The sequence below is a fragment of the Gilvirhabdus luticola genome, assembly GCF_040117515.1.
Classification (GTDB): Bacteria; Bacteroidota; Bacteroidia; order Flavobacteriales; family Flavobacteriaceae; genus Gilvirhabdus; species Gilvirhabdus luticola.
This window is the reverse complement of sequence record NZ_JBEEEN010000003.1, coordinates 97,914-120,187: the sequence shown is the minus strand read 5'-3', so window position 1 is coordinate 120,187 and position 22,274 is coordinate 97,914. Positions and strand designations below refer to the sequence as shown.

Genomic DNA, 22,274 nt, shown 5'->3' with positions numbered 1-22,274 from the left:
TTTATCCTTTTACAATGGCTTCATCCAAATTGAAAACTAACGTCGTAAGTTTAGAAAATGCATACAACCTATTTGCTGTTTCATACCCTGTATTTTCTTTTGACAGTATTTTGTTCATTCTTTCAAGTGCTTTTTCATCAACTTCATTAGAGTTTTCCTGAATGAAGTTCATCAATTTATTCAATTCGGAATCATTGGGCTTACGCGATGTTATTTTTCTAAAAATTTTTTCAATACGTTGCTCATCAGTCAATGATTCTTCATTTAAAGTATGAAGAGCTAAAATTTCTGCAGCCTCAATTAGTTGTGGATTATTCAACATAACTAGTGCTTGTAAAGGCGTGCTAGTTTTTTGACGTTTAACTGAACAAAAGTCTCTTGTCGCTGCATCAAAAGTCATCATTGCAGGAGGTGGAACAGTACGTTTCCAAAATGTATATAAACTTCTTCGATATAGATTTTCTCCCGTATCCATAATATATTTTGTAAGACCTTGACCTGAAGTGGTTTCTTCCCAAAGGCCTTCTGGCTGGTAAGGTTTCACACTCGGACCTCCAATTTTATCAACTAACAATCCGCTAACCTTCAAGGCATTATCCCTAATCATTTCCGCAGTAAGCTTCTCTCTAGAACTTCTTGCTAAAAATTTATTTTCTGGGTCTATTTCTAACAACTCTGGGGTTACTTTGGAAGATTGCTGATATGTGCTGGACATGACCATTAACTTCAGCATTTTCTTGGTATCCCATCCTTCTTCACGATAGGTAACTGCCAACCAATCTAATAGCTCCGGATGTGTTGGTAAAGCTCCTTGATTTCCAAAGTCTGAACTCGTGGAAACAATACCAACACCAAATACTTGTTGCCATAATCTATTTACAGCTACACGAGATGTAAGTGTATTATTGTCATCAAAAAGCCAATCGGCAAGACCTAATCTATTTTTAGGATACTCTTCTGAATAAGGTAAAATCATGCTTGGGGTACTTGGTTCAACCTCCTCTGTTGGAGCGTCATATGCTCCACGTTTTAGTACAAAAGATTTTCTTTCTAAGGCGTTATCTTTCATGATCATTAATTTTACCTGATCTATAGAATCTGGTAAATGAACAAAAGATAATGCGGCTTCAATTTCCTTTTGAGTTATGGTTATATTTGGTTCTGGAATTTCATCATATTCTATTCTACCTTTCTCATCTACTTTATTGAAAAAACTATAAAAACTATAATATTCGTTTTGAGAAATAGGATCGAATTTATGATCGTGACATTGGGCGCATTCCATTGTTAAACCCAATAAAGCTTTGGACGTTGTATTGGTTCTATCCAAAACATATTCAACACGATATTCTTCATCAATAACTCCACCTTCTTGGGTTATTTTATGATTTCGATTAAAACCTGTTGCTAAAACTTGTTCTAGTGTTGCGTTTGGAAGTAAATCACCAGCAAGTTGCCATTTTATAAATTCATCATAAGATAAATTTCTATTAAAGGCATTAATTACCCAATCACGCCAAGGCCACATAACACGTTCTAAATCATCTTGATAACCATGAGTGTCGGCATATCTTGCAACATCTAGCCAATTGGAAGCCATATGCTCGCCATAAGCAGGCGAATTTAATAATCGGTCTACAATCTTTTCAAAAGCATTCTTTGAAGAATCATTTAAAAATGCATCTATATCTTGTAAAGTAGGTGGTAATCCTATTAAATCAAAATATACTCGCCTAATTAATTTTTCTTTCTTTGCACGACTTGATAATTTAAGATTGTTTTCTTCTAATTTTTTTACAATAAAATAATCTATTTCGTTATTGGCTAATTCAGGATTGGAAATTCTAGGTAAATCTTTTTTTACAGGAGGCACAAAAGCCCAATGATCTTTCCAAACAGCACCTTGTTCTACCCATTTTGTCAATAACTGTTTTTCATACTCTGTAAGAACTAAATTGGATGTTACTGGTGGCATCCTTTTTTCATCGTCCACAGAATTTATTCTGAATACCAATTGACTTAATTGAGTATTGCCAGGAACTATAGCATATTTGTCTAGGTGTTCTCCAATAGCTGCATAAGCACCTTCTTTTGTGTCTAGTCTCAAACCAGCTTCTCGAACATTCTCGTCTGGTCCGTGACAAGAGTAGCATCTATCTGAAAGAATAGGCTTTACATGAAATATATAATCTATCGAATCTGGAAGTTGAAATTCTTCTTTATTTTCGGTTTTTGAAACCACTACTCCAGAAAATTTCTCATTGATTGATTGATAATTCTCATTAGATTTTGCAAAAACATACTTTATGCAAAGAAGCAATACAAAAGGTATTATAAAATAAAGGACTAGCCTAAATGATTTTATGTCCTTAATCTTTAACATTTTAAGAATTTTATTAATGATAAATATAATAAATCTTAATCTGAAAATTTTTCGACGAATAACATTTCACAAAAGCTTAATAATTTGTAATGTAAAACAGATTATTCGATTAAAATTTCATCGACAAATAACCAAGAACCACCTCCTTTTGGAGTATTCTTTAGGTTAATAGCTTTTACCTTAATAAATCTCACTTCTTGTTCAGAAAAATCTATTGTAAAATCCTTTAACTCAATTTCGGAATTCTGGGCAAAATCTCTATCAATTCTTCCAACTTCTTGATAAGATTCATCATCATTTGAAATTGAAACAATAACAGCCGTTGGAAAGAAAATAGAAGGCCCTTGATTTTCCATTGAACCAACTTTGACCTGATGAATTTTTTGTAGTGAATCCAAATCGATAATTAATTCCATATCACGATTAAGCCAAGCCTGCCATTTTCCGTCATGAAAGTTTTTAGTACCTCTCAAAGTGTTTGTCATATTGAATTCACCAGAACCAGAATATCTCTCGCTATAAGAAGTAACATATTTTACTTTTTTCGCAACTGCTTTATGAAATTTAATAGTATCAATCAAAGAATTTCCTATTGGTTTATTGTCTTTAAATAACGAAGCTTTGACTATGGTTGTTTCATTAAGGTTAATAGGATTACTATATTTTGGAGCTTCTAAATTTAAATCTTTATCACCTAGCACATAACGAATATCTGCATTTGGATACTCATTTTGAAGTGTTAAATTAACGTTTTGGTTTTCAATATCAATTTCAGTATTTACTGTTACCATATAACTACTTTTGGCATAATTTATACCTAAAAACTTATAACGCTTAAACATAGTTTGGATACGTTCTGAAAAATCTTCCCAATTTCGAGTTTCTTTAGGACTCCAAAGTGTTTCAGATAATGCAGCAAGCCTAGGAAAAATCATATATTCTGAATGTGATTCTGTAGGAATATATTCGGCCCATAAATTGGCTTGACCGCCCAAAACATGACTGGCTTCTTCTTCATTCATGGTTTCTACAACTGGATCAAACTGATATACTTTACTTAACGGTGTAAATCCGCCAATAGCAAGAGGTTCATGATTTTGAGGCCCTTGATAATGGTCAAAATAGCAATGCGTTCCAGGTGTCATAATAACATCATGGCCTTGTTCTGCAGCTTCTATACCACCTTTTACACCACGCCAGCTCATAACCGTTGCATCAGGTGCAAGGCCTCCTTCTAAAATTTCATCCCATCCTATTAATTTCTTACCATGAGAATTGATGAACTTCTCCATACGCTTTATGAAATAACTCTGTAATTCTTCAACATTGTTTAGGTCTTCTTCTTTTAATCTTTTTTGACAATGAGGACATTTTTTCCAATTCGTTTTAGTTGCTTCATCACCACCTATATGAATATATTTTGATGGGAAGATATCCATAACTTCCAACAGGACATTTTCCAAAAATTCAAAAGTGCTTTCTTTACCTGCACAATAAATGTCTGTAAGTGGCCAAACGCCTCCAGAGGGGACACTAACATGATTACCAAAACAGGATAAGTGTGGATAGGATGCAATAGCACTGGTTACATGTGCTGGCATTTCAATTTCAGGGATAACATCCACATTTTTAGATTGTGCATATTTTACAATTTCTTTTAAGTCTTCCTGGGTTAAAAACCCTCCGTAAGTTCCTTTTTGGTCTGATGAAACTGATTCTCTAGCATTCCAATGCTTATCTTCTTGGTCTACTCTCCACGACCCAATCTCTGTTAATTTTGGATACTTTTTTATTTCTATACGCCAACCTTGATCGTCTACCAAATGTAAGTGCAAAACATTCATTTTGTGCATGGCCAGACGATCTATAGTTTTTTTGATATAATCCTTACCAAAAAAATGCCTTGACAAATCCAACATTAAGCCACGATACTTAAAGCGAGGTTCGTCCTTAATTTCAAGATTAGGAACAACCCAATCTACGTCTGTTACAACATTAGAACTCTCCACTTCTGGTAGCAACAACTGGCGAAGAGATTCTAGCCCATATAGATAACCTGCTTCTCCTTTTGCTGTAATAATGATATAGTTACTTGTGATTGATAAATTATATGCTTCGTCATTATAATTTTCATCTTCAATAAATTGTATATAGTTTTTTTGCGGAACAGTCTCAACAATCTCTGTGTTCCAGCCAGTTGATTGTTTCAAATAATCTAAAAATACATTTACTATTTCGGCTTGTTCATTATTTGAAACAACAAATTTTGTGTTATCCTTAAGCTGAAATGTGCCTGATTTAATTTCAATATTTGCAGGCTTTGGAATAATTTGAATTTCATTTTCTGTATATATTTTAGGTTTTGAACAAGAAAATGCAAAAAGGAAAAATGCGAATATTAGAGTATTTAGTTTCATTTATTGTATTTTAAAATCGGCATCGATTAATTCGTTATCTATATTGTTACTTTGAATGGCATAATTGAATCCTGGACGTAAGCAATAAGAACCATACTCTCCGTATTTGTTCAAGGCAATGAATCCTACCTGTAAATTTTCCAGTTCTCCCAATTTTTTATGCAATTCGTAAATTCTTTCAACCACTTCTTTACAGGCGGCATAAGGTGTTTTTCCATGTCTCATAAGTTCAACAACCATTGCACTTCCAGAAGTTCTTATAACAGCTTCGCCTAAACCTGTAGCTGCTGCAGCTCCTACTTCATTATCTAAAAATAATCCAGCTCCTATTATTGGAGAGTCTCCAACACGTCCGTGCATTTTCCAAGCTGCACCACTTGTAGTACAAGCGGCCGATAAATTCCCATTTTCATCTAACGCCAACATGCTTATTGTATCGTGATTCTCAATATTAATAACAGGCTTGTAGTCTGAATTTACCAACCATTCTTCATAGGCCTTCTTAGATCTTTCCGTAAGTAAATCTTCTTCTTCAAAGCCCTGCTCAATCGCAAATTGCAAAGCTCCATCTCCAACTAACATTATATGGGAAGTTTCTTCCATGACCTTACGAGCAACAGAAATTGGATGCATAATATTCTGTAAAAAAGCTACTGATCCACAATTATTATTTTCATCCATAATGCAGGCATCTAAGGTTACCTTTCCTTCTCTATCAGGAAATCCTCCAAAACCAACCGTCTGTACATTAGGGTTAGATTCAGCAGTCCTTACACCTTGCTCAACTGCATCTAAAGCTCTTCCTCCATTCTTTAAAATTTTCCAAGCTACAGTATTGGCAGGTAATCCATGATTCCATGTGGATATAACAATAGGTTTAGTGATTTGTCTTGTATGATTATTATTAGAGTTTTCTTTATTATTACATCCAATAGTTATAACAAGTAATCCAAAAAACAATGAGTAAATAACTGAAGTATTTTTCATCTGTTTAAATTTTCCATGTTTGTTAAAACTCTAATAAATTCCAATTTATTTAGTTATGAAATTACCATCTTGTTCAATAATCAATTGCTTATCAGAAAATGGGCTGTTAATAGTTATGCTCCATCCTGTACTATGATTCTCTAAAATAGGTTCGAGAGCATTATTGTCTACAATTAGAGTGTTGTCAACTAATAACTCGTCAATAGAAGTTGCCCATTTTTTATTTTTATTAAAGTATTGCTTTTGCATCCTATAAAGTTGATACAATTTCCATTTGATTTTTTCATCATTTGGTATTTGAAAAACATCCTCTGTCGTCCCTACAACATTAGACGAAAAATATACATAGCCCCATTTTTCAGGAAGGTGCATATTAATAACACCTTGTGGTGACCATACCCAATTATATTCGTGTAAAGATTTTCCATTGCCATCCTTCTTTCTTGAATATTTTCCGTCTACAATATCATGTTCCCAATTCACTCTTGAATAATTCACTCTCCAAAATTTATCTATCGGAATATTGTCTTCAAAGTAAGATGTTTTATAGGCTGACCATGGTAAAGCCAGTTCTATCATCCAGCCTTTATCAATGTCTTTTGGGTTGTTCAGTGTACCATCAACTTTAATAGCTGATTTTAAACCATTAATATCCCAATCATTTAGCACTACTCCATCTGTTTCTCGGTAAGGTTTTGAGACAAAAAGATCCCAAGCTGTGTTTAAAGCATTTAATTCTAACTCGTAGTAATTAAAGGTATCACTATCAGGGTCAATAAATATTTCAAAATCATTATCATAAAAAATAATAGTGTCTCTCTGTTTTAAATTAGCCCATACATGTGGTTCTTCTAACTTTGCCAAAATATAAAAATAAGTTTCATCCCAAAGCATTTTAACTTGCGTATTGTATGTTGGTTTTTTAACGCCTTCAATATCAATAAAAGCTTCAGACCATTGAGCTTTGCTCCAAGATATATCGGAATCATCTCCATCTATTTTTATTTCTTCTAAAGCTTTATAGGCAATATAAGTTTTAGGTACAATTTCAGTTTTTGATTGCGCACAACTTATGGTCGAAAAACAACCTATTAAAATACATATAAACCGAATTTTAAATTGCATATAATTTATTTCAAACTATTTTCTTTTGTATACTTAATTATTTCACTTATTCTTCCAAATGCCAAAGCAACAACCGTATCTGCAGCACCATAATATATGGATACTCTATCTTTTTCTTCATCATACAAGCTTGCACAAGGAAAAATAACATTAGCGACATCTCCTATCTGCTCATAGGTTGTAGAAGGCGTTAACAAATAAGGTTGTGTTCTGTATCTAACAATATGTGGGTTTTCTTTATCAAGAATTACTGATCCCATAGCATATCTAAAACCATTACAAGTTGTAATAACGCCATGATAAAACATGAGCCATCCTTCTTGTGTTAAAAATGGAACTGACCCTGCTCCTACTTTTGTACATTGCCATGCGCTATCTTTAAAAGATGTAGGTGACATAACGTGTTTGTGTTCTCCCCAATATTTCATATCAGGACTATAACTTAAATATATATCTCCAAAAGCTGTATGGCCATTATCACTAGGCCTACTTAACATTACATATTTCCCTTGTATTTTTTTAGGAAAGAGTACACCATTTCTATTAAAGGGTAAAAAAGCATTTTCACTCTGAAAAAATTCTTTAAAATCAAAGGTATATCCTACTCCAATGGTTGGGCCATTGTGACCTTCACACCAGGTAATCCAGTAACGGTCTTCAATAAAAACGACACGAGGGTCATACTTGTAATCTCCAAAAACTTCTGTATTGCCATGAGGACTAAAAACTATTGGTTCTGGATTTATTTCCCAATTGATTCCATCTGTACTGAAACCAGAATGGATATTCATCTGGACTGCTTTATTGTCGCAACGAAAAACACCAGCATAACCATCCTTAAAAGGAACAACAGCGCTATTAAATATGCTATTTGATGAAGCTATTTGATTCCTTCTGATAATTGGATTATCGCTATACCTCCAAATAACATCACTAGAGTTAATTGGTCTTTCTTCCCAAGGAAAATTTACTTTCATTATTTAACCAACCTTTGATTCTTTATCTGCCAGTTTGTTATACCATGTCAATTTTAAAATAACAGACGTTATAACCATAATGGCCAATACAATATACAAACTATTATATTCTTTAATTATTAAATACATTGGTGCCAAAACAAAAGTCATTTGCCAAACAATTCCAATAATACAATTCAACATATCCAACTTAAAGGTTTTATTTTGAACAAAAGCTTGATCATCCTTCCTTATTTCTGATATAACTGGTTTCCAAAAGCCCCAAGGTTTTGTAGTTCTATAAAAATGTTTTAGCACTTTCATATCATCTGGCTTGGCTAGATATACTCCCAAAGCGCAGCCAATAAAAGAAATTAATAATACATAAGGAAACAAAAATATAGAAGATGTGTCCTCAAAAATTTTTGGAAGTAATGTCGAAGCAATAAGACCAGCGAGCATACCACCAAAATACCCATAGGAGTTAAATCGCCACCAAATCCATTTCAAAACATTTGCCGCTGCATATCCTCCATATAAACCAAAGGTTAACCACAATGTCAATGAGTTAATTGATGAAGCAAAAAAACCACCAATTAATCCAACAACCACAATAAAGACTGAAGATAAATAGCTATATCTTATATATGTTTTATTAGCAGCATTGGGATTTATATATTTTTTATAAATATCATTAACTAAATATGCTGGTGCTGAATTAATAAAAGCCGCAAAAGTTCCCATAAAAGCAGCCAGTAAACCAGCTAGTAGCAATCCTTTTACACCAATAGGGACAAACCGATTTATGGCTTCAGGAAGTATCGTTTCAAAATCAAATCCTGATCCCAAACCTTGTAATTCTGGTCCCATATATACAAGACACAATACAGCAAAACCAGCAATCATTAAATATCTTGGGACTGAAAGAACAACAATGGTCAAAGCACTCATTTTGGAAGCATCAACAGGATTCTTAGTAGATAGAACTCTTTGCATATCATAACTAGGAACAGGTCCGGCTAGACTAGCAAAAATGCCTTTAAATATCATCATCATAAAAAAGAACCCAAAAAGAGAAAATCCATCTTCATCGATTTTTTGGTTAACACTATCTATATAGCCAGTCCAATCTAAATCTAAATGCATTCCAAAAAATAAATCTTTCCAATTTGCTGGCACTGCGGCATCAACTTGAGCAAAGGTTACACTTGTAAAGGCAATATACCCAATAACCAAACAGGAAACAGTCATTATTAAAAACTGTAAAACTTCAGTTGCTACTACACTATACATACCTCCTTTAAGAGTATATAAAGTTGTTATTCCTATTATAATCAATGCATAAGATTGTTCAGATAAAACTTGAAAAGCTCCTATATGAAATGATAAATCCCATGGGAAAAAGATTACTACAAATTTGCCAATACCTTCAAAAAAGTAAGCAATAAAACCTAGTGTGCTAATAACTGCAAATACAGTAACAATGATGTGAGATAAACGCGCACCTAAACCTTCACCAAAGCGATAAGTAATCCATTGCGCTCCTGTCATTACATTAGATCTTCTCAACCATGCTGCCAAAAAAACAAATACAAAAACCTGATTCCATACGGGCCAAGACCAAGGTAACCAAGCACTTTTTAAACCATATACAAACATTATAGTAACGGCCCACATTGTTCCTGAAATATCGAACATGCCAGATGCATTTGAAAGGCCTAAATAATACCATGGTATTTCATTACCGCCTAGAAAATAAGATGTTAAACTTTTTGAGGCTTTTTTAGAAACATATAAACCAAATAAAACCGTGATAATTATATAAAAAACGATTATTAATATATCTATAGTTGCTAAATTCATTCTTTCTATCTTGAATTCTATATTAACTTTAATAATTAAAACACAACGTGTTATTAATATTCCTTTTTAAGCAAAAAAATGCTGAATTAATTTATATCAACAAAGCCCTTTAAGACTATTATCGTAATATTAATTGTATTATTTTTGCTCAACAATAACCTCTTAAGCACTTTTGAAAAAATAAAAAAAGACTTAAACAAAAGTGTCAGAAACTTAACATTGTCATAAATATTTATAATTTTAAGTTTTGTACGAATATTTTTAGACCAATAACTATCTTTAAAAGCTAAACGCCTTAAAAGACTACTAATAATTATGCTTAAAGGACTAAAGGAGTATTTTAAAATAAAAGGGAAAAATAAATTCCAGATTACTGTAAGACACCATGTTATCTTTTGGGTAATTTACTTTTTGTTTACAACATTTAAATGGGCTATTTATTACAATGATTTTCGTTATGCATTTGAATCTACTTTATTAGGATTTAGTATTCATATGACCTTGACTTATTTCAATATTTATTATTTAATGCCAAAGTTTGTTTATACCAGAAAGTATATCATTTATGCGCTTGCAGTTTTGGCGTCTTTGTTCGTAATGCTTTTGGTAAAATTCAATTTAACTTATTATCTATTAAGTACTAATGTATGGCCCGAAGGACCAGAAACTACTGAACTAACTTTAAATTATGCAATTCAAACCATGCTCGGTGAATTGTATGTCATTACATTTGTTACTGCAATTAAGGTAACTATAGATTGGCTTAAGGAGCATAAAAGACTCATAGATTTAGAAAAGTTACAACTTGAAACTGAACTACGCTTTTTAAGATCGCAAGTGTCACCTCATTTTTTTTTTAATACCCTTAATAACATATATTCACTTACAATAGAAAAATCAGACAGAGCTCCTAAAACAATTTTAAAATTGTCTGAATTGATGCGTTATCTTCTTTATGAAACCAAGCAGAAAAGACAAAGCTTGAAAAAAGAAATAATTTGTCTTCAAAACTATTTGGATTTAGAACGTATTAGATACGGAAATCTTTTGACCATTAATTTGAACATTTCAGGTGATATAGAAGGCAAGAAGATTGCTCCTATGCTATTATTAGCATTTATAGAAAATGCCTTTAAACATGGCGCTAACAAAAATGTAGGTGAAATAGAAATAAAAATTGATTTCAATATCGTTGAAAATTTTCTTTACTTTAGGGTTTCTAACCCTATTCCAACAAAAATTAACCATAATGTTTTAAACGACAAACAAGGTGGAATTGGAATTGGAAATGTGAAAAAAAGGCTTGAATTGGGCTATAATAAGGAAGATTACAAACTTGAAATTAATGATAATGATGTTGAGTATGTTGTTGATTTAAAAATTAAAGTTTAATGAATTTGAAATGTGTTATAGTAGATGATGAGCCTTTAGCAATCAATGTTATCAAGAGTTATATTGATGAGACTCCAGGATTAGAATTATTGAATTCTTTTAATAATGCTATTAAAAGTATTGAGTTTATTAGAGCTAATGATGTAGATTTACTCTTTCTTGATATCAATATGCCTTTATTAGATGGTCTTAATCTTCTGAAAAGTTTAACAAAAAAACCTTTGACAATTATAACCACTGCGCATCATGAGTTTGCTGTAGAGAGTTACGAATTAGAAGTGTTGGATTATCTAGTCAAACCAATTCCATTCTACAGATTTGTGATGGCCGTTAATAAAGCCTTTAAAGTTAAGGGGTACGAAAATAGTGATACTGTGAAAGCTACTGAAAGAGCTTATATTTTTGTTAACATTAACAAAAAAAAAATGCAGAAAATTTTTCTCGACGAGATTCTTACTGTAGAAAGTCTAAAAGATTATATAAAAATAAATACCACTAGCAACAAGTATATTGTACATCAAACTTTAGGAAGTTTCACCGACAATTTACCGTCCGAAAAATTCATAAGAATTCATCGTTCTTATACCATATCAATTGAAAAAGTTGAGGCTATAGAAGGAAATAGTGTTGAAATTGCGGGAATTAGATATACTATTGGCAGAAGTTACTTAAACGAAACAAAAAGCATTTTGCTTAACAATAATCTGCCTTAGAGGTCTGTTATTATTCAAAACAAATCAATTGCTTTTAAAAAGTCGGGGTTGAAAAAGATAAAATTTATCAAAAATTTAATCTAAAGTGATGTAATCTTTTCTATAATCATTGATTAAATAATATCAATTCGTTTAAGTAAAAAAATCAAAATAAGTAATGTGCTTAAATGTTCTTTACCTAGGTATTCCATATCTTTATTTTTAATTAATGCTAAATAGGCAAATCAATATTTATGTACAATAAATCGGTTTTCGTTGCGCTTATTTTTTTGGGGTATTATGGCTTCACTCAACAAGGTAATTACAAGTTTAATAGTTATGGTAATCGTTCTATTTTACTTTCTGGAAATGTTACTGGTAGTGTTGATGACTTAGGGCTAACCTATTACAATCCTGCACGTTTATCTGAAGTTGAAAATGGATTAATTTCCTTTAACGCTCAAGCATATGAATTAGCCTCTGTCAAATTATTAAATTTCAATGAGGATAATGGAAAATTAGAAAATACAGATTTTAATGGTGTTCCTACCATGGCCGGTGGGATTTTCAACCTTCTTGGAACTCGTTTTGCATATTCATACATAACAAAAAATAGAAGTAATGTCAACTTAAATTATAAAAGCAACTTTATAAATAATGATATCTTGGAAGACTTTCCTGATGTCACAAACTATAAGAATAATTTAGAACTGTTTTCAAAAATCAATGAAGATTGGTCGGGAATAACTTGGGCTTATAAAGTAAATGACAAAATGAGTTTAGGTATATCTGCTTTTGGTAGCATCTATACATATAGATCTAGTACAAAAATAAATCACACCATAGAATCTTTAGAAAATACAGTTGCTTATTATGAGAACTATATTCGATTCAAACAAACATCCTATGGTATTTTTGCAAAAATTGGAGCAAACTACCATTTTAACAAATTTGATTTAGGATTAAATATACAATTACCGTATCTGGAAATTTATGAAAAAGGAGAGTTTAATTATAGAGATATAATTGCTGGAGTTGGAGCAGATTACGATCAATACCATGAATATTATTTTAAGTCGCTTGACAGCAAACGAAAAGAGCCATTAAGTATTTCACTAGGAGCAGGCATCCCTATCGGCAAAGGTCAATTACTTTTCAATGTAGATTTCGTTAATAAAATTAAAAACTATAGTAGAATAGATATTCCCAGTATTGATATTGATGAAGATGATTTAGTCTATGTTATTTTTGATGAAAAACGCAATAGTGTTATAAACTTTGGAACTGGAGCAGAAATTTATTTGACAGATAATTTTAAATCTTATTTTGGATTCAGTACCGATTTCAATGCTTATAAATCCAATACGAATATTTTTGATTTGTCTTCCGATAATGCTATGGATGTTAATAGCGGTGTAGATTTTTATCATTTTAGTACTGGTATAGATTGGAATTTAGATTGGGCTAACATCATTTTTGGAGTTACTTATACCCAAGGTTCTAATGAACTATTAATTCCTTCAAAACTTAATATAGATGGTATAAATCCAAATATTTCCAATCCAGCCGACCTTAAATACTATCGCTGGCAGTTCATGATTGGACTAGAAGTCCCACTTCTCGACCAAAAAGTAAATACAATTTTCAATAAATCAAACAAAAATGACTAATCAAAATGTAACGTGTAAATCTTCATAACTGAAGTAAAAAAAAGAATTTAAACGACAACAGAGAAGTTTTAATACAAAAAAAATAAAAACGCAATTAACTGTATATTAATTAATTGCGTTTCATTTGTGACCTCGGCAGGATTCAAACCTGCAACCTTCTGAGCCGTAATCAGATGCGCTATTCAGTTGCGCCACGAGGCCCTTAAAATGGGACGCAAATATAATGCTTTTATTAAAAAATGACCAAACAATTTATTCCAAAATTGGAAATCCTTATTTTTGAGCCATGATTAAAGAACAATTTCTTAATAAGTTTAGTTACATATTTGATGAGCAACTCATAAATTCTATTTTAAATGTTGGAAAAATAAAACATTTTAATAAAGATGATATTATCATTGATACTGGTCAAGATCTTAAAAGTATTCCTCTTTTAATTGAAGGCAATATTAAAGTTTTGCGAGAAGATAATAATGGTCAAGACCTTTTATTATATGTTTTGGAGTCTGGCGATACTTGCGCCATGTCGTTAACTTGTTGCATGCGAAAATCAAAAAGTAAAATTAGAGCTGTTGCAGATAAGAACTCAACCATAATTATGATTCCAATAGAATATATGACAGAATGGTTTAGATATAATGATAGTTGGAGAAATTTTATTTTGCAGAGTTATGAGATTAGATTTAATGAAATGATAGAAACAATAGATGCACTTGCCTTCTTAAAAATGGATGAACGACTATTAAAATACCTCACTGATCAAGTAAAACTTAATGCGTCTAAAACTTTAAGTATTACACATCAACAAATTTCTGAAGATTTACATACATCAAGAGTAGTGGTTTCAAGACTATTAAAACAATTGGAAAATGATAATAAAATATTAATAGGAAGAAACAAAATAGAAGTTTTAACTTTTTAAGTAACATTTATTACATGATGATTAAAAACCAACTAATACATTTGCATCAAATTTAATTATGGAAATTATTTTACAACCTTGGCCATGGTACGTATCTGGGCCTCTTATTGCTATTATCATGTTTTTACTAGTTTATTTCGGAAAAACATTTGGCATGTCTTCAAATCTAAAAACAATATGTGCTGCTGGAGGAGCTGGCAAAAATGTTCCTTTTTTTGATTTTGACTGGAGAGAACATAAATGGAATCTTTTAGTTGTTTTAGGTGCTGTCCTTGGTGGTTTTATTGCCCATTTTTTCTTATCAGAACCAACCAATATTGAATTGAACCCAGATACAATAGAAAATCTTAATCAATTAGGTTTTAAGAATGCTGGTAAATCTTTATTGCCTCCAGAAATTTATAGTTGGAATTCTGTTTTTAGTATTCAAGGAATTTTAATCCTATTATTTGGTGGTTTTTTAGTTGGATTTGGTACTAGATATGCAAATGGTTGTACTTCTGGGCATGCCATCACAGGTTTAAGTAGCTTACAATTACCATCACTTATAGCTGTAATTGGATTCTTTGTTGGTGGTTTGGTTATGATACATTTAATATTTCCAATAATTTTTTAGATATGAAATATTTAAAATTTTTTACTATAGGAATTTTCTTCGGAATAGTTTTAGTAAAATCTGAAGCAGTATCATGGTATCGTATTTATGAAATGTTCAGGTTTGAATCATTCCACATGTATGGTATTATTGGCACTGCAGTAGTAACTGGAATTATTCTATTACTTCTAACCAAACAATTGAAGCTCAAAAATATTGAAGGGTCCCAAATGAGAGTCCCATTAAAAGAAAAAGGATTTTTACGATATATCATTGGTGGATCTATTTTTGGACTAGGTTGGGCATTATCTGGAGCCTGTCCTGGACCAATGTATATTTTGGTTGGCACAGGTGAATTTTCTGTTTTAATTGTAATACTAGCAGCCTTATTCGGGACTTATATGTATGGTGTTTTAAAAGATAAGTTACCTCATTAATATGGAAATCAATTCTGTTTTAGGTTATGTTGGAGCACTTATTGTTGGTTTAGTTCTAGGACTAATAGGTGGTGGTGGTTCCATCCTTACTGTTCCTGTATTGGTTTATCTAATAGGTCTTAATCCTATAATAGCAACGGCTTATTCTTTATTTGTAGTTGGTATTACATCCATTTTTGGAACTTTTCAAAATTTTAAAAAGAAACTTGTCGATGCAAAAACAGCAATTATTTTCTCTATTCCGGCGTTCGTAGCTGTGTATTTAACAAGACGTTTTATTGTTCCTGCAATTCCAGAAGTAGTTTTTACAATTGGTGGTTTTGATGTAAATAAAAACACCTTTATCATGGTCTTTTTTGCTATTATCATGTTGTTAGCTTCAATTTCAATGATTGTGAAAAGGAAAACGAAAATAGTAGAAAACCAAACTGTTGTTTACAACTATCCACTTATTGCAGTCGAAGGAATAATAGTAGGTATACTTACAGGTTTAGTAGGTGCAGGTGGTGGATTTTTAATTATTCCTGCCTTGGTTGTTTTGGCTAAATTACCAATGAAAAAAGCCATAGGCACCTCTCTATTAATAATCGCAGTGAAATCATTAATTGGATTTTTAGGCGATTTACATAATTTAGAAATTGATTGGGTATTCTTAATTATTTTTACAGCTATATCAATTATGGGAATATTTATTGGTATCTATATATCAAAATTCATTAGCGGTAAAAGATTAAAAAAAGGGTTCGGGTGGTTTACTTTTGTAATGGCATTCTATATCATATATAAAGAACTTTTCTAATATCAGTGTAACAAAGGTCACAAACAAAAAAATAAGGTTTTGTATCTTTGATTAAAATTAAATATATTATATAAAAAAGAAATGAAAATTGAACAAATATATACCGGTTGTCTAGCTCAAGGAGCTTATTATATAGAGTCTAATGGTGAAGTTGCAATTGTGGATCCTTTGCGAGAAACCCAAGCATATATTGACAAAGCTAATTCTGAAAATGCCAAAATAAAATATGTCTTTGAAACACATTTTCATGCAGATTTTGTTTCTGGGCATATTGATTTAGCCAAAAAAACTGGTGCAACTATAGTCTTTGGTCCTGGAGCCGAAACCAACTACAAAATACACGCAGCGAAAGATAATGAAGTATTCAAATTAGGAAATATTACTATTAAAGCATTACACACACCGGGTCACACATTAGAATCTACTACATACTTACTAATTGATGAAAATGGTAAAGATTATGCCATTTTTTCTGGTGATACTTTGTTTTTAGGTGATGTTGGAAGACCAGATTTAGCTATAAAATCTGATTTAACAAAAGAAGATTTAGCATCAATGCTCTATCATTCTTTGAGAGATAAAATAATGCCTTTGGCAGACGATGTTATTGTATACCCAGCTCACGGTGCAGGTTCGGCTTGTGGTAAAAATTTAAGTAAAGAAACCGTTGGTACCATTGGAGAACAAAAAAAGACCAATTATGCGTTAAGAGAAAATATGACTGAAGCAGAATTTGTAAAAGAAGTGCTTGATGGTATACCACCTCCACCTCAATATTTTGCAAAAAATGCCATGCTCAATAAAACTGGCTATGAAACTTTTGAAACCGTTTTAAAAACAGGAAACAATCCTTTAGATCCTGAAAATTTTGAAGCTTTAGCAAACCATGAAGAAGCATTAGTTCTTGATGTGAGAAATCAAGAAGATTTTGTAAAAGAACATATACCTAATTCAATATTTATTGGTTTAAACGGTTCTTTTGCACCTTGGGTTGGTGCATTGATTACCGATTTAAAACAACCTTTACTTTTAATTGTCCCTAAAGGAAAAAGTAAAGAAGCTGTTACCAGATTGTCTCGAGTTGGTTATGATAATACATTGGGTTATCTAGAAGGTGGTATTGAAGCTTGGAAAAAAGCTGGTAAAGACACTGAAACTTTAGAATCTATAGACATCGAAGAGTTTTTAAAAAGAACAACATCACAAAATTTAAATGTTTTGGACGTAAGAAAAGACGGTGAGTATAAAAGCTCACATCTAGTAAATGCTGAACATTTTTCTTTAGACTTTATTAATGATAACATGAGTGCTATTAATAAAAACAACACGTATTATCTGTACTGTGCTAGTGGTTATCGTTCGGTTATTGCAGGCTCAATTTTGAAAGCTCGTGGATTTAACAGTTTAATTAATGTTGAAGGAGGTTTTTCTGCTATTAAAAACACAAATCTTCCTGTCACAGATTATGTTTGTCCAACAACCTTATAAAATGAAAACTACAGTAGAAATACATAATCTAAAATGCATTGGTTGTGCTAATACTATTACCAAAAAGTTATTGAGTATTGATGCTTTATCAAATATTCAAGTTAACAATCAAAATAATACTGTTTCATTTATTTATGACAATGAAAGCACTCTTATTGAAACTAAAAAGATATTAGCAAATTTAGGATACCCAGTAGTTGGAGATAAAAATGTAATGACTACAAAAATTAAGTCTTATATAAGTTGTGCGATTGGAAGAACTTCTTAGATTAAATAATTTCTGCACTCAAACCAGCATCGAGCAATAAAGTACATCTTGGTTCTAAATCTTCGTACTCACCAGTTTTAACAGTACATTGTCCTTTATAATGTACTATCAAGGAGCATTGTTCGGCTTGTTCTGGTGTATGGTCACAAGCCGCAATAAGAGTGTCTATAACATGATCAAAAGTATTAACATCATCATTATATAAGACAATTTCGTTAAGCGACTTTTCCTTACTTCTTACCTGTAGGTCTTCTAAATTCTTGTGTTTTGTACTCAACTTTATTTCTTTAAGCTAGACTAATTTAAAAATTTTAAAGCAACCCAGTTATTTTTTTCAAAATTTTCGTCCAATTTTAACATATACCTGTTGCATTCAGCCTCAATGACAGAAATATCTGAATTATAAAACCCACTTAAAAACAATTTTCCATTTTTATTTAGACATTTGGTGTAAGTTTCCAAGTCATTTAGCAAAATATTTCGGTTAATGTTGGCAATAATAATGTCGTAGTTTTTATTTTTTAACAAACTAGCATCACCTTCTTGAACTGTGATTTTTTTACAATTATTTCTCTCTACATTTTCTAAACTATTAATATAGCACCAATTATCAACATCAATAGCTTCAACTTTTTTTGCTCCTTTTTTTTCTGCAAGAATGGCCAAAATACCAGTGCCACAGCCCATATCCAAAACCGATTTATTTGTGAAATCATTTTTTAAAATATGTTGAATCATCATGTGAGTGGTTTCATGATGACCAGTGCCGAAGCTCATTTTAGGCTCGATAATTATTTCATATTTGGTATTAAATTTCTCATGAAAAGGAGCTCTAACGGCACAAATACCATCTACGACTATTGGACTGAAATTCTTCTCCCACTCTTGATTCCAGTTGGTTTGCTCTATGTCTTCAATAGTATAAGTGATTTGAAATTCATCTGAATTTAATATCTGAATGTCATTTAAAATACTACGATTCCAATCGTCTTTTTGAATATAAGCAGTAACACCTTCTTCAGTTTCAACAAAACTTTCAAAACCTGCATAGCCCAATTCCGCAATTAAAATTTCAACAGCTGGTTGTAAAGGATTGGCTTTAAAATAATAGGCTATGTAAATTGGATTTTTCAATGACTAAAAAGCATTCACAATTGCAAAAAAGTCTTCAGCTTTAAGTGATGCGCCTCCAATTAATCCACCATCTACATCAGGTTTTGAAAAAATCTCTTGAGCATTGTTTGGTTTTACACTACCTCCATAAAGAATGGAAACAGAATCGGCAACATCACTACCGTATTTATTAGCCAAAGTTTTTCTTATAAATGCATGCATGTCTTGTGCTTGTTCTGGGCTTGCTGTCTCACCAGTACCTATAGCCCAAACTGGTTCATAGGCCATAACAATATTGTTAAATGCTAATGCATCCAAATGAAATAATGCATTTTTGATTTGACTCTCTACTATGCTTTCTTGATTTCCTGATTTTCTATCAGCCAGTTCTTCTCCAAAACAGAAGATTACACTCATATCGTTAGCTAATGCAGAATCAACTTTTTTGGCCAATAATTCATCTGATTCATTAAAATATTCTCTACGTTCGCTATGACCTAAAATAACGGTATTCACACCGACACTTTTAAGCATACTTGCCGAAATTTCACCAGTGTAAGCTCCATTTTCTGCAAAATGCATATTTTGAGCAATGACTTCAATATCAAACTGTCGTAATGCTTCAAAGGCATGCCACAAATTGGTAAATGTTGGTGCCACCATAACTTTGGCTTTTGATATTTGCTTTTGCTTTTTTAAATCAGCAATTAAGGTTTCGCTTTGTGGTAAATCATTGTTCATTTTCCAGTTTCCAGCAACAATGTTTTTTCTCATAATTTATTGAAGTTTTACTTTTGGATCTAGCCACGAATAAATCATGTCTACCAAAATGTTGATTAATATAAATAACAATGCAATAACAAGTACAGAACCCATTATTACAGGCAAATCTAATGTATTTAAAGCATTTACTATTTCTTTTCCCAAACCATTCCATCCAAAAATATATTCTACAAAAACCGCTCCAGCAAGCATAGAAGCGAACCAACCTGATATTGCTGTTACAACTGGATTGAAGGCATTTTTTAAAGCATGTTTTCTGATAATTTGAAATTCGGTTAAACCCTTTGCTCTTGCCGTACGAATATAATCTTCACCCAATACATCTAAAAGTGAATTTCTCATTAATTGAATTATAACAGCTAAAGGTCTAATTCCCAAAACTACCGCAGGCAGAATTAAATTTTTCCATTTGATGTACATAGATTCACCAAAATTATCAAGTTCATAAAGACTTCCTGTCATTTCTAAATTGGTGTATTCATGCAACAAAAACCCAAAAAACCAAGCAAATAAAATAGCACTGAAAAATGATGGAATACTCATACCAAACGTACTAAATATTTGAATTGCTTTATCTAAAAATGTGTCTTTGTATAATGCCGAAATAATTCCAAAAATAATTCCAATTAGTATGGCAATTGTAATAGCAGCAACTGCCAAAACAAATGTATTTGGCAGAGTTTCAGATAAAACTTGAGTAACTGGTTTTCCTTGTTTGGTAAAGGATTCACGTAAATAAGGTAGTTTTAAAACAACTTGTGTTGGTCCAATATTAAATAAATTGGAAGCCGTATATTTTCCTTCACTTAAAAAGGTATAATTCTCTTGATCTTTGGAATGAAAAGAAATAGGTGACAAGTCGTTTAAATAGTAAACATACTGCGTAAGAATAGGTTTATCGAAACCATATTTTTTCTTGATAATAGCCAACTGCTCACTATCTTCATTTTGCCCTAGCATCATTTGGGCTGGATCTCCAGGAAGTACATTAAATAGAAAGAAAATAACTGTAACTACTCCAAATAATGTAAGTAAGGCATAAAATATTTTATTTAGAATGTAGCTAATCAGTTTTCAGGTTTTAATGTCACATCAATAATTCCAGTGTATGATGTATTATTTTTAGCATTTAATTCATTTATTTGAATAGAATCTTTTATCACATTTACACTTTCAATTTTTAGAGTATCCAATGCTTCAACCTCATTTTTTGAAGAGAGTTCCCCGTTAATGTAATATGCAACATCTAAAGGCTCCTCAATTTTTGTCACAACTTTCTTTTCGACTTCAGGAAGTTTTAAATCTTCAATATCATTCCAATGCACTTTTTGCATAACAGTACCTTTTTGTAATTCCAAAACTCCAGGATTGGAACGAACAATGGTTTTCAAGGCCTTCTCATCACACAAATAAAAATCAAAATTCAGATTATATTCAGCCTTTATTTTCTGTTTTATATCTTCTCCAGAAGCTGTTAAACCTATGACTGTGTAATTTTTCTCTATGGCTTTATCTGAAAGGCTTTTCAATTTAACCAAACCATCCTTTTCAGCATGTTCGAGGCTATAAGCTACAATCATTATTAAATGTTCTTCACTTAAAAATTGCTCTGTTAAATCTTCAGTTTCTGTTTCAATAGAAAAATCATAAATCTTTGGAGAATAACCTTCATCAATCACTTTGGTTTCCACACTTACATATTCACCATCTACATCTGGATAACTACCATTGGTTATAAATTCTTTTTCTTCTCCGTTTACATTAAACGTCCAAGTATATTCATCAACTCGTTTAGGTGCATCTTCAGGAACACTCATTTCTTGTTGAATATTGTTGCCTATTTTGTATGCTCTAAAATCTTTTGAAGGCAAATGCATCAACACATGATATCCGAACCAAAGACAGAAAATAAAACTTAACAATGCCAAAATGGTGTTTGATAATTTGCTGAATATTGGTTTGATGTATTTTTTGCCAAAAAACAGAATTAGGATTAAAATCAGTAAAATAACATCCTTCGTAAAGCTTTCCCAAGGCGTTAATTTTAATGCATCACCAAAACAACCACAGTCTTTTACTTTATCAAAATACGCTGAATAAAATGTTAAAAAAGTAAAGAAAATAATCATGGCTAGTAAACTCCAAAGCGTAAATTTGCGTTTATAACCTATGAGCAAAAAGACACCTAATAAAACTTCAAAAACTACTACAACAACAGAAATCATTAAAGCATAAGGTTCAAAAAAAGGTAGATTTAAGACATCTGCACTAAAATATTCCTGCAATTTATATGAAAACCCTAAAGGGTCATTCAGCTTTATTAATCCAGAAATGATAAATAAAACGCCTACTAAAATTCTGCTTATGTGAACTATATATTTCAT

General features: G+C 31.6%; 20 protein-coding genes and 1 tRNA gene. 9 read left to right on the top strand and 12 right to left on the bottom strand.

The window, feature by feature from the left end; all coding sequences use genetic code 11:
- Position 1: 1 nt before the first annotated feature.
- The 6 genes from AAFP94_RS07625 to AAFP94_RS07600 all read right to left on the bottom strand — a co-directional run bounded on the left by AAFP94_RS07625 (position 2) and on the right by AAFP94_RS07600 (position 9,731).
- A complete protein-coding gene (locus AAFP94_RS07625) occupies positions 2-2,383 on the bottom strand; it encodes a PSD1 and planctomycete cytochrome C domain-containing protein (protein ID WP_316661945.1) in 2,382 nt (793 codons plus the stop codon).
- Positions 2,384-2,484: 101 nt separating this feature from the next.
- Complete coding sequence (locus AAFP94_RS07620) at positions 2,485-4,800, bottom strand: beta-N-acetylhexosaminidase (RefSeq protein WP_316661944.1); 2,316 nt, start codon at positions 4,798-4,800, stop codon at positions 2,485-2,487.
- Complete coding sequence (locus AAFP94_RS07615) at positions 4,801-5,787, bottom strand: N(4)-(beta-N-acetylglucosaminyl)-L-asparaginase (RefSeq protein ID WP_316661943.1); 987 nt, start codon at positions 5,785-5,787, stop codon at positions 4,801-4,803.
- 45 nt (positions 5,788-5,832) lie between these two features.
- The gene (locus AAFP94_RS07610; RefSeq protein WP_316661942.1) at positions 5,833-6,912 is read right to left on the bottom strand and encodes a carbohydrate-binding family 9-like protein; all 1,080 of its coding nucleotides are present in this window, start codon (positions 6,910-6,912) and stop codon (positions 5,833-5,835) included.
- Positions 6,913-6,917: 5 nt separating this feature from the next.
- Entirely contained in the window at positions 6,918-7,889 is a 972-nt protein-coding gene (locus tag AAFP94_RS07605; RefSeq protein ID WP_316661941.1) for a glycoside hydrolase family 130 protein, read from the bottom strand.
- A gap of 3 nt (positions 7,890-7,892) precedes the next feature.
- Positions 7,893-9,731, bottom strand: a complete 1,839-nt coding sequence (locus AAFP94_RS07600) for a sodium:solute symporter family protein (RefSeq protein ID WP_316661940.1) — start codon at positions 9,729-9,731, stop codon at positions 7,893-7,895.
- 315 nt (positions 9,732-10,046) lie between these two features.
- On the opposite strand from AAFP94_RS07600, the gene AAFP94_RS07595 reads away from it, so the two are divergent.
- The 3 genes from AAFP94_RS07595 (at position 10,047) to AAFP94_RS07585 (ending at position 13,485) form a co-directional block, all read left to right on the top strand.
- Entirely contained in the window at positions 10,047-11,123 is a 1,077-nt protein-coding gene (locus AAFP94_RS07595; protein ID WP_316661939.1) for a sensor histidine kinase, read from the top strand.
- Positions 11,123-11,836 carry a LytR/AlgR family response regulator transcription factor gene (locus tag AAFP94_RS07590; RefSeq protein ID WP_316661938.1) on the top strand — a complete coding sequence of 238 codons (714 nt, stop codon included), beginning with the start codon at positions 11,123-11,125 and terminating at the stop codon, positions 11,834-11,836. The genes AAFP94_RS07595 and AAFP94_RS07590 overlap by 1 nt, the downstream gene beginning before the upstream one ends.
- 233 nt (positions 11,837-12,069) lie before the next feature.
- Positions 12,070-13,485 carry a hypothetical protein gene (locus AAFP94_RS07585; RefSeq protein ID WP_316661937.1) on the top strand — a complete coding sequence of 472 codons (1,416 nt, stop codon included), beginning with the start codon at positions 12,070-12,072 and terminating at the stop codon, positions 13,483-13,485.
- Positions 13,486-13,612: 127 nt separating this feature from the next.
- Here the strand turns inward: AAFP94_RS07585 and AAFP94_RS07580 are convergent.
- Positions 13,613-13,686: transfer RNA gene (locus tag AAFP94_RS07580), tRNA-Arg, on the bottom strand.
- An 85-nt stretch (positions 13,687-13,771) separates the two neighbouring features.
- Between AAFP94_RS07580 and AAFP94_RS07575 the strand changes: the two genes are divergently transcribed.
- The 6 genes from AAFP94_RS07575 to AAFP94_RS07550 all read left to right on the top strand — a co-directional run bounded on the left by AAFP94_RS07575 (position 13,772) and on the right by AAFP94_RS07550 (position 17,994).
- Positions 13,772-14,407, top strand: a complete 636-nt coding sequence (locus AAFP94_RS07575) for a Crp/Fnr family transcriptional regulator (RefSeq protein ID WP_316661936.1) — start codon at positions 13,772-13,774, stop codon at positions 14,405-14,407.
- Positions 14,408-14,465: 58 nt separating this feature from the next.
- Positions 14,466-15,023: a YeeE/YedE family protein gene (locus tag AAFP94_RS07570; RefSeq protein WP_316661935.1), complete on the top strand. Its 558-nt coding sequence runs from the start codon at positions 14,466-14,468 to the stop codon at positions 15,021-15,023.
- A gap of 2 nt (positions 15,024-15,025) precedes the next feature.
- Complete coding sequence (locus AAFP94_RS07565; protein ID WP_316661934.1) at positions 15,026-15,439, top strand: DUF6691 family protein; 414 nt, start codon at positions 15,026-15,028, stop codon at positions 15,437-15,439.
- A 1-nt stretch (position 15,440) separates the two neighbouring features.
- Complete coding sequence (locus AAFP94_RS07560; RefSeq protein WP_316661933.1) at positions 15,441-16,238, top strand: sulfite exporter TauE/SafE family protein; 798 nt, start codon at positions 15,441-15,443, stop codon at positions 16,236-16,238.
- A gap of 81 nt (positions 16,239-16,319) precedes the next feature.
- The gene (locus AAFP94_RS07555) at positions 16,320-17,726 is read left to right on the top strand and encodes an MBL fold metallo-hydrolase (protein WP_316661932.1); all 1,407 of its coding nucleotides are present in this window, start codon (positions 16,320-16,322) and stop codon (positions 17,724-17,726) included.
- Position 17,727: 1 nt separating this feature from the next.
- Positions 17,728-17,994 (top strand): heavy-metal-associated domain-containing protein, encoded by a 267-nt coding sequence (locus AAFP94_RS07550; RefSeq protein ID WP_316661931.1) that lies wholly within the window; start codon positions 17,728-17,730, stop codon positions 17,992-17,994.
- 1 nt (position 17,995) lies between these two features.
- Here AAFP94_RS07550 and AAFP94_RS07545 read toward each other — a convergent pair whose 3' ends face one another.
- The 5 genes from AAFP94_RS07545 to AAFP94_RS07525 are packed head-to-tail and all read right to left on the bottom strand — an operon-like array spanning position 17,996 to position 22,274.
- Positions 17,996-18,271 carry an ATP-dependent Clp protease adaptor ClpS gene (locus tag AAFP94_RS07545; RefSeq protein WP_316661930.1) on the bottom strand — a complete coding sequence of 92 codons (276 nt, stop codon included), beginning with the start codon at positions 18,269-18,271 and terminating at the stop codon, positions 17,996-17,998.
- A gap of 20 nt (positions 18,272-18,291) precedes the next feature.
- The gene (gene prmA, locus AAFP94_RS07540) at positions 18,292-19,128 is read right to left on the bottom strand and encodes a 50S ribosomal protein L11 methyltransferase (protein WP_316661929.1); all 837 of its coding nucleotides are present in this window, start codon (positions 19,126-19,128) and stop codon (positions 18,292-18,294) included.
- Between the two features lie 3 nt (positions 19,129-19,131).
- On the bottom strand, positions 19,132-19,881 hold the full coding sequence (gene tpiA / locus AAFP94_RS07535; protein ID WP_316661928.1) for a triose-phosphate isomerase: 750 nt from the start codon (positions 19,879-19,881) through the stop codon (positions 19,132-19,134).
- A 3-nt stretch (positions 19,882-19,884) separates the two neighbouring features.
- Positions 19,885-20,961, bottom strand: a complete 1,077-nt coding sequence (locus AAFP94_RS07530) for an ABC transporter permease (protein WP_316662089.1) — start codon at positions 20,959-20,961, stop codon at positions 19,885-19,887.
- The gene (locus AAFP94_RS07525; protein WP_316661927.1) at positions 20,958-22,274 is read right to left on the bottom strand and encodes a BT_3928 family protein; all 1,317 of its coding nucleotides are present in this window, start codon (positions 22,272-22,274) and stop codon (positions 20,958-20,960) included. The genes AAFP94_RS07530 and AAFP94_RS07525 overlap by 4 nt, the downstream gene beginning before the upstream one ends.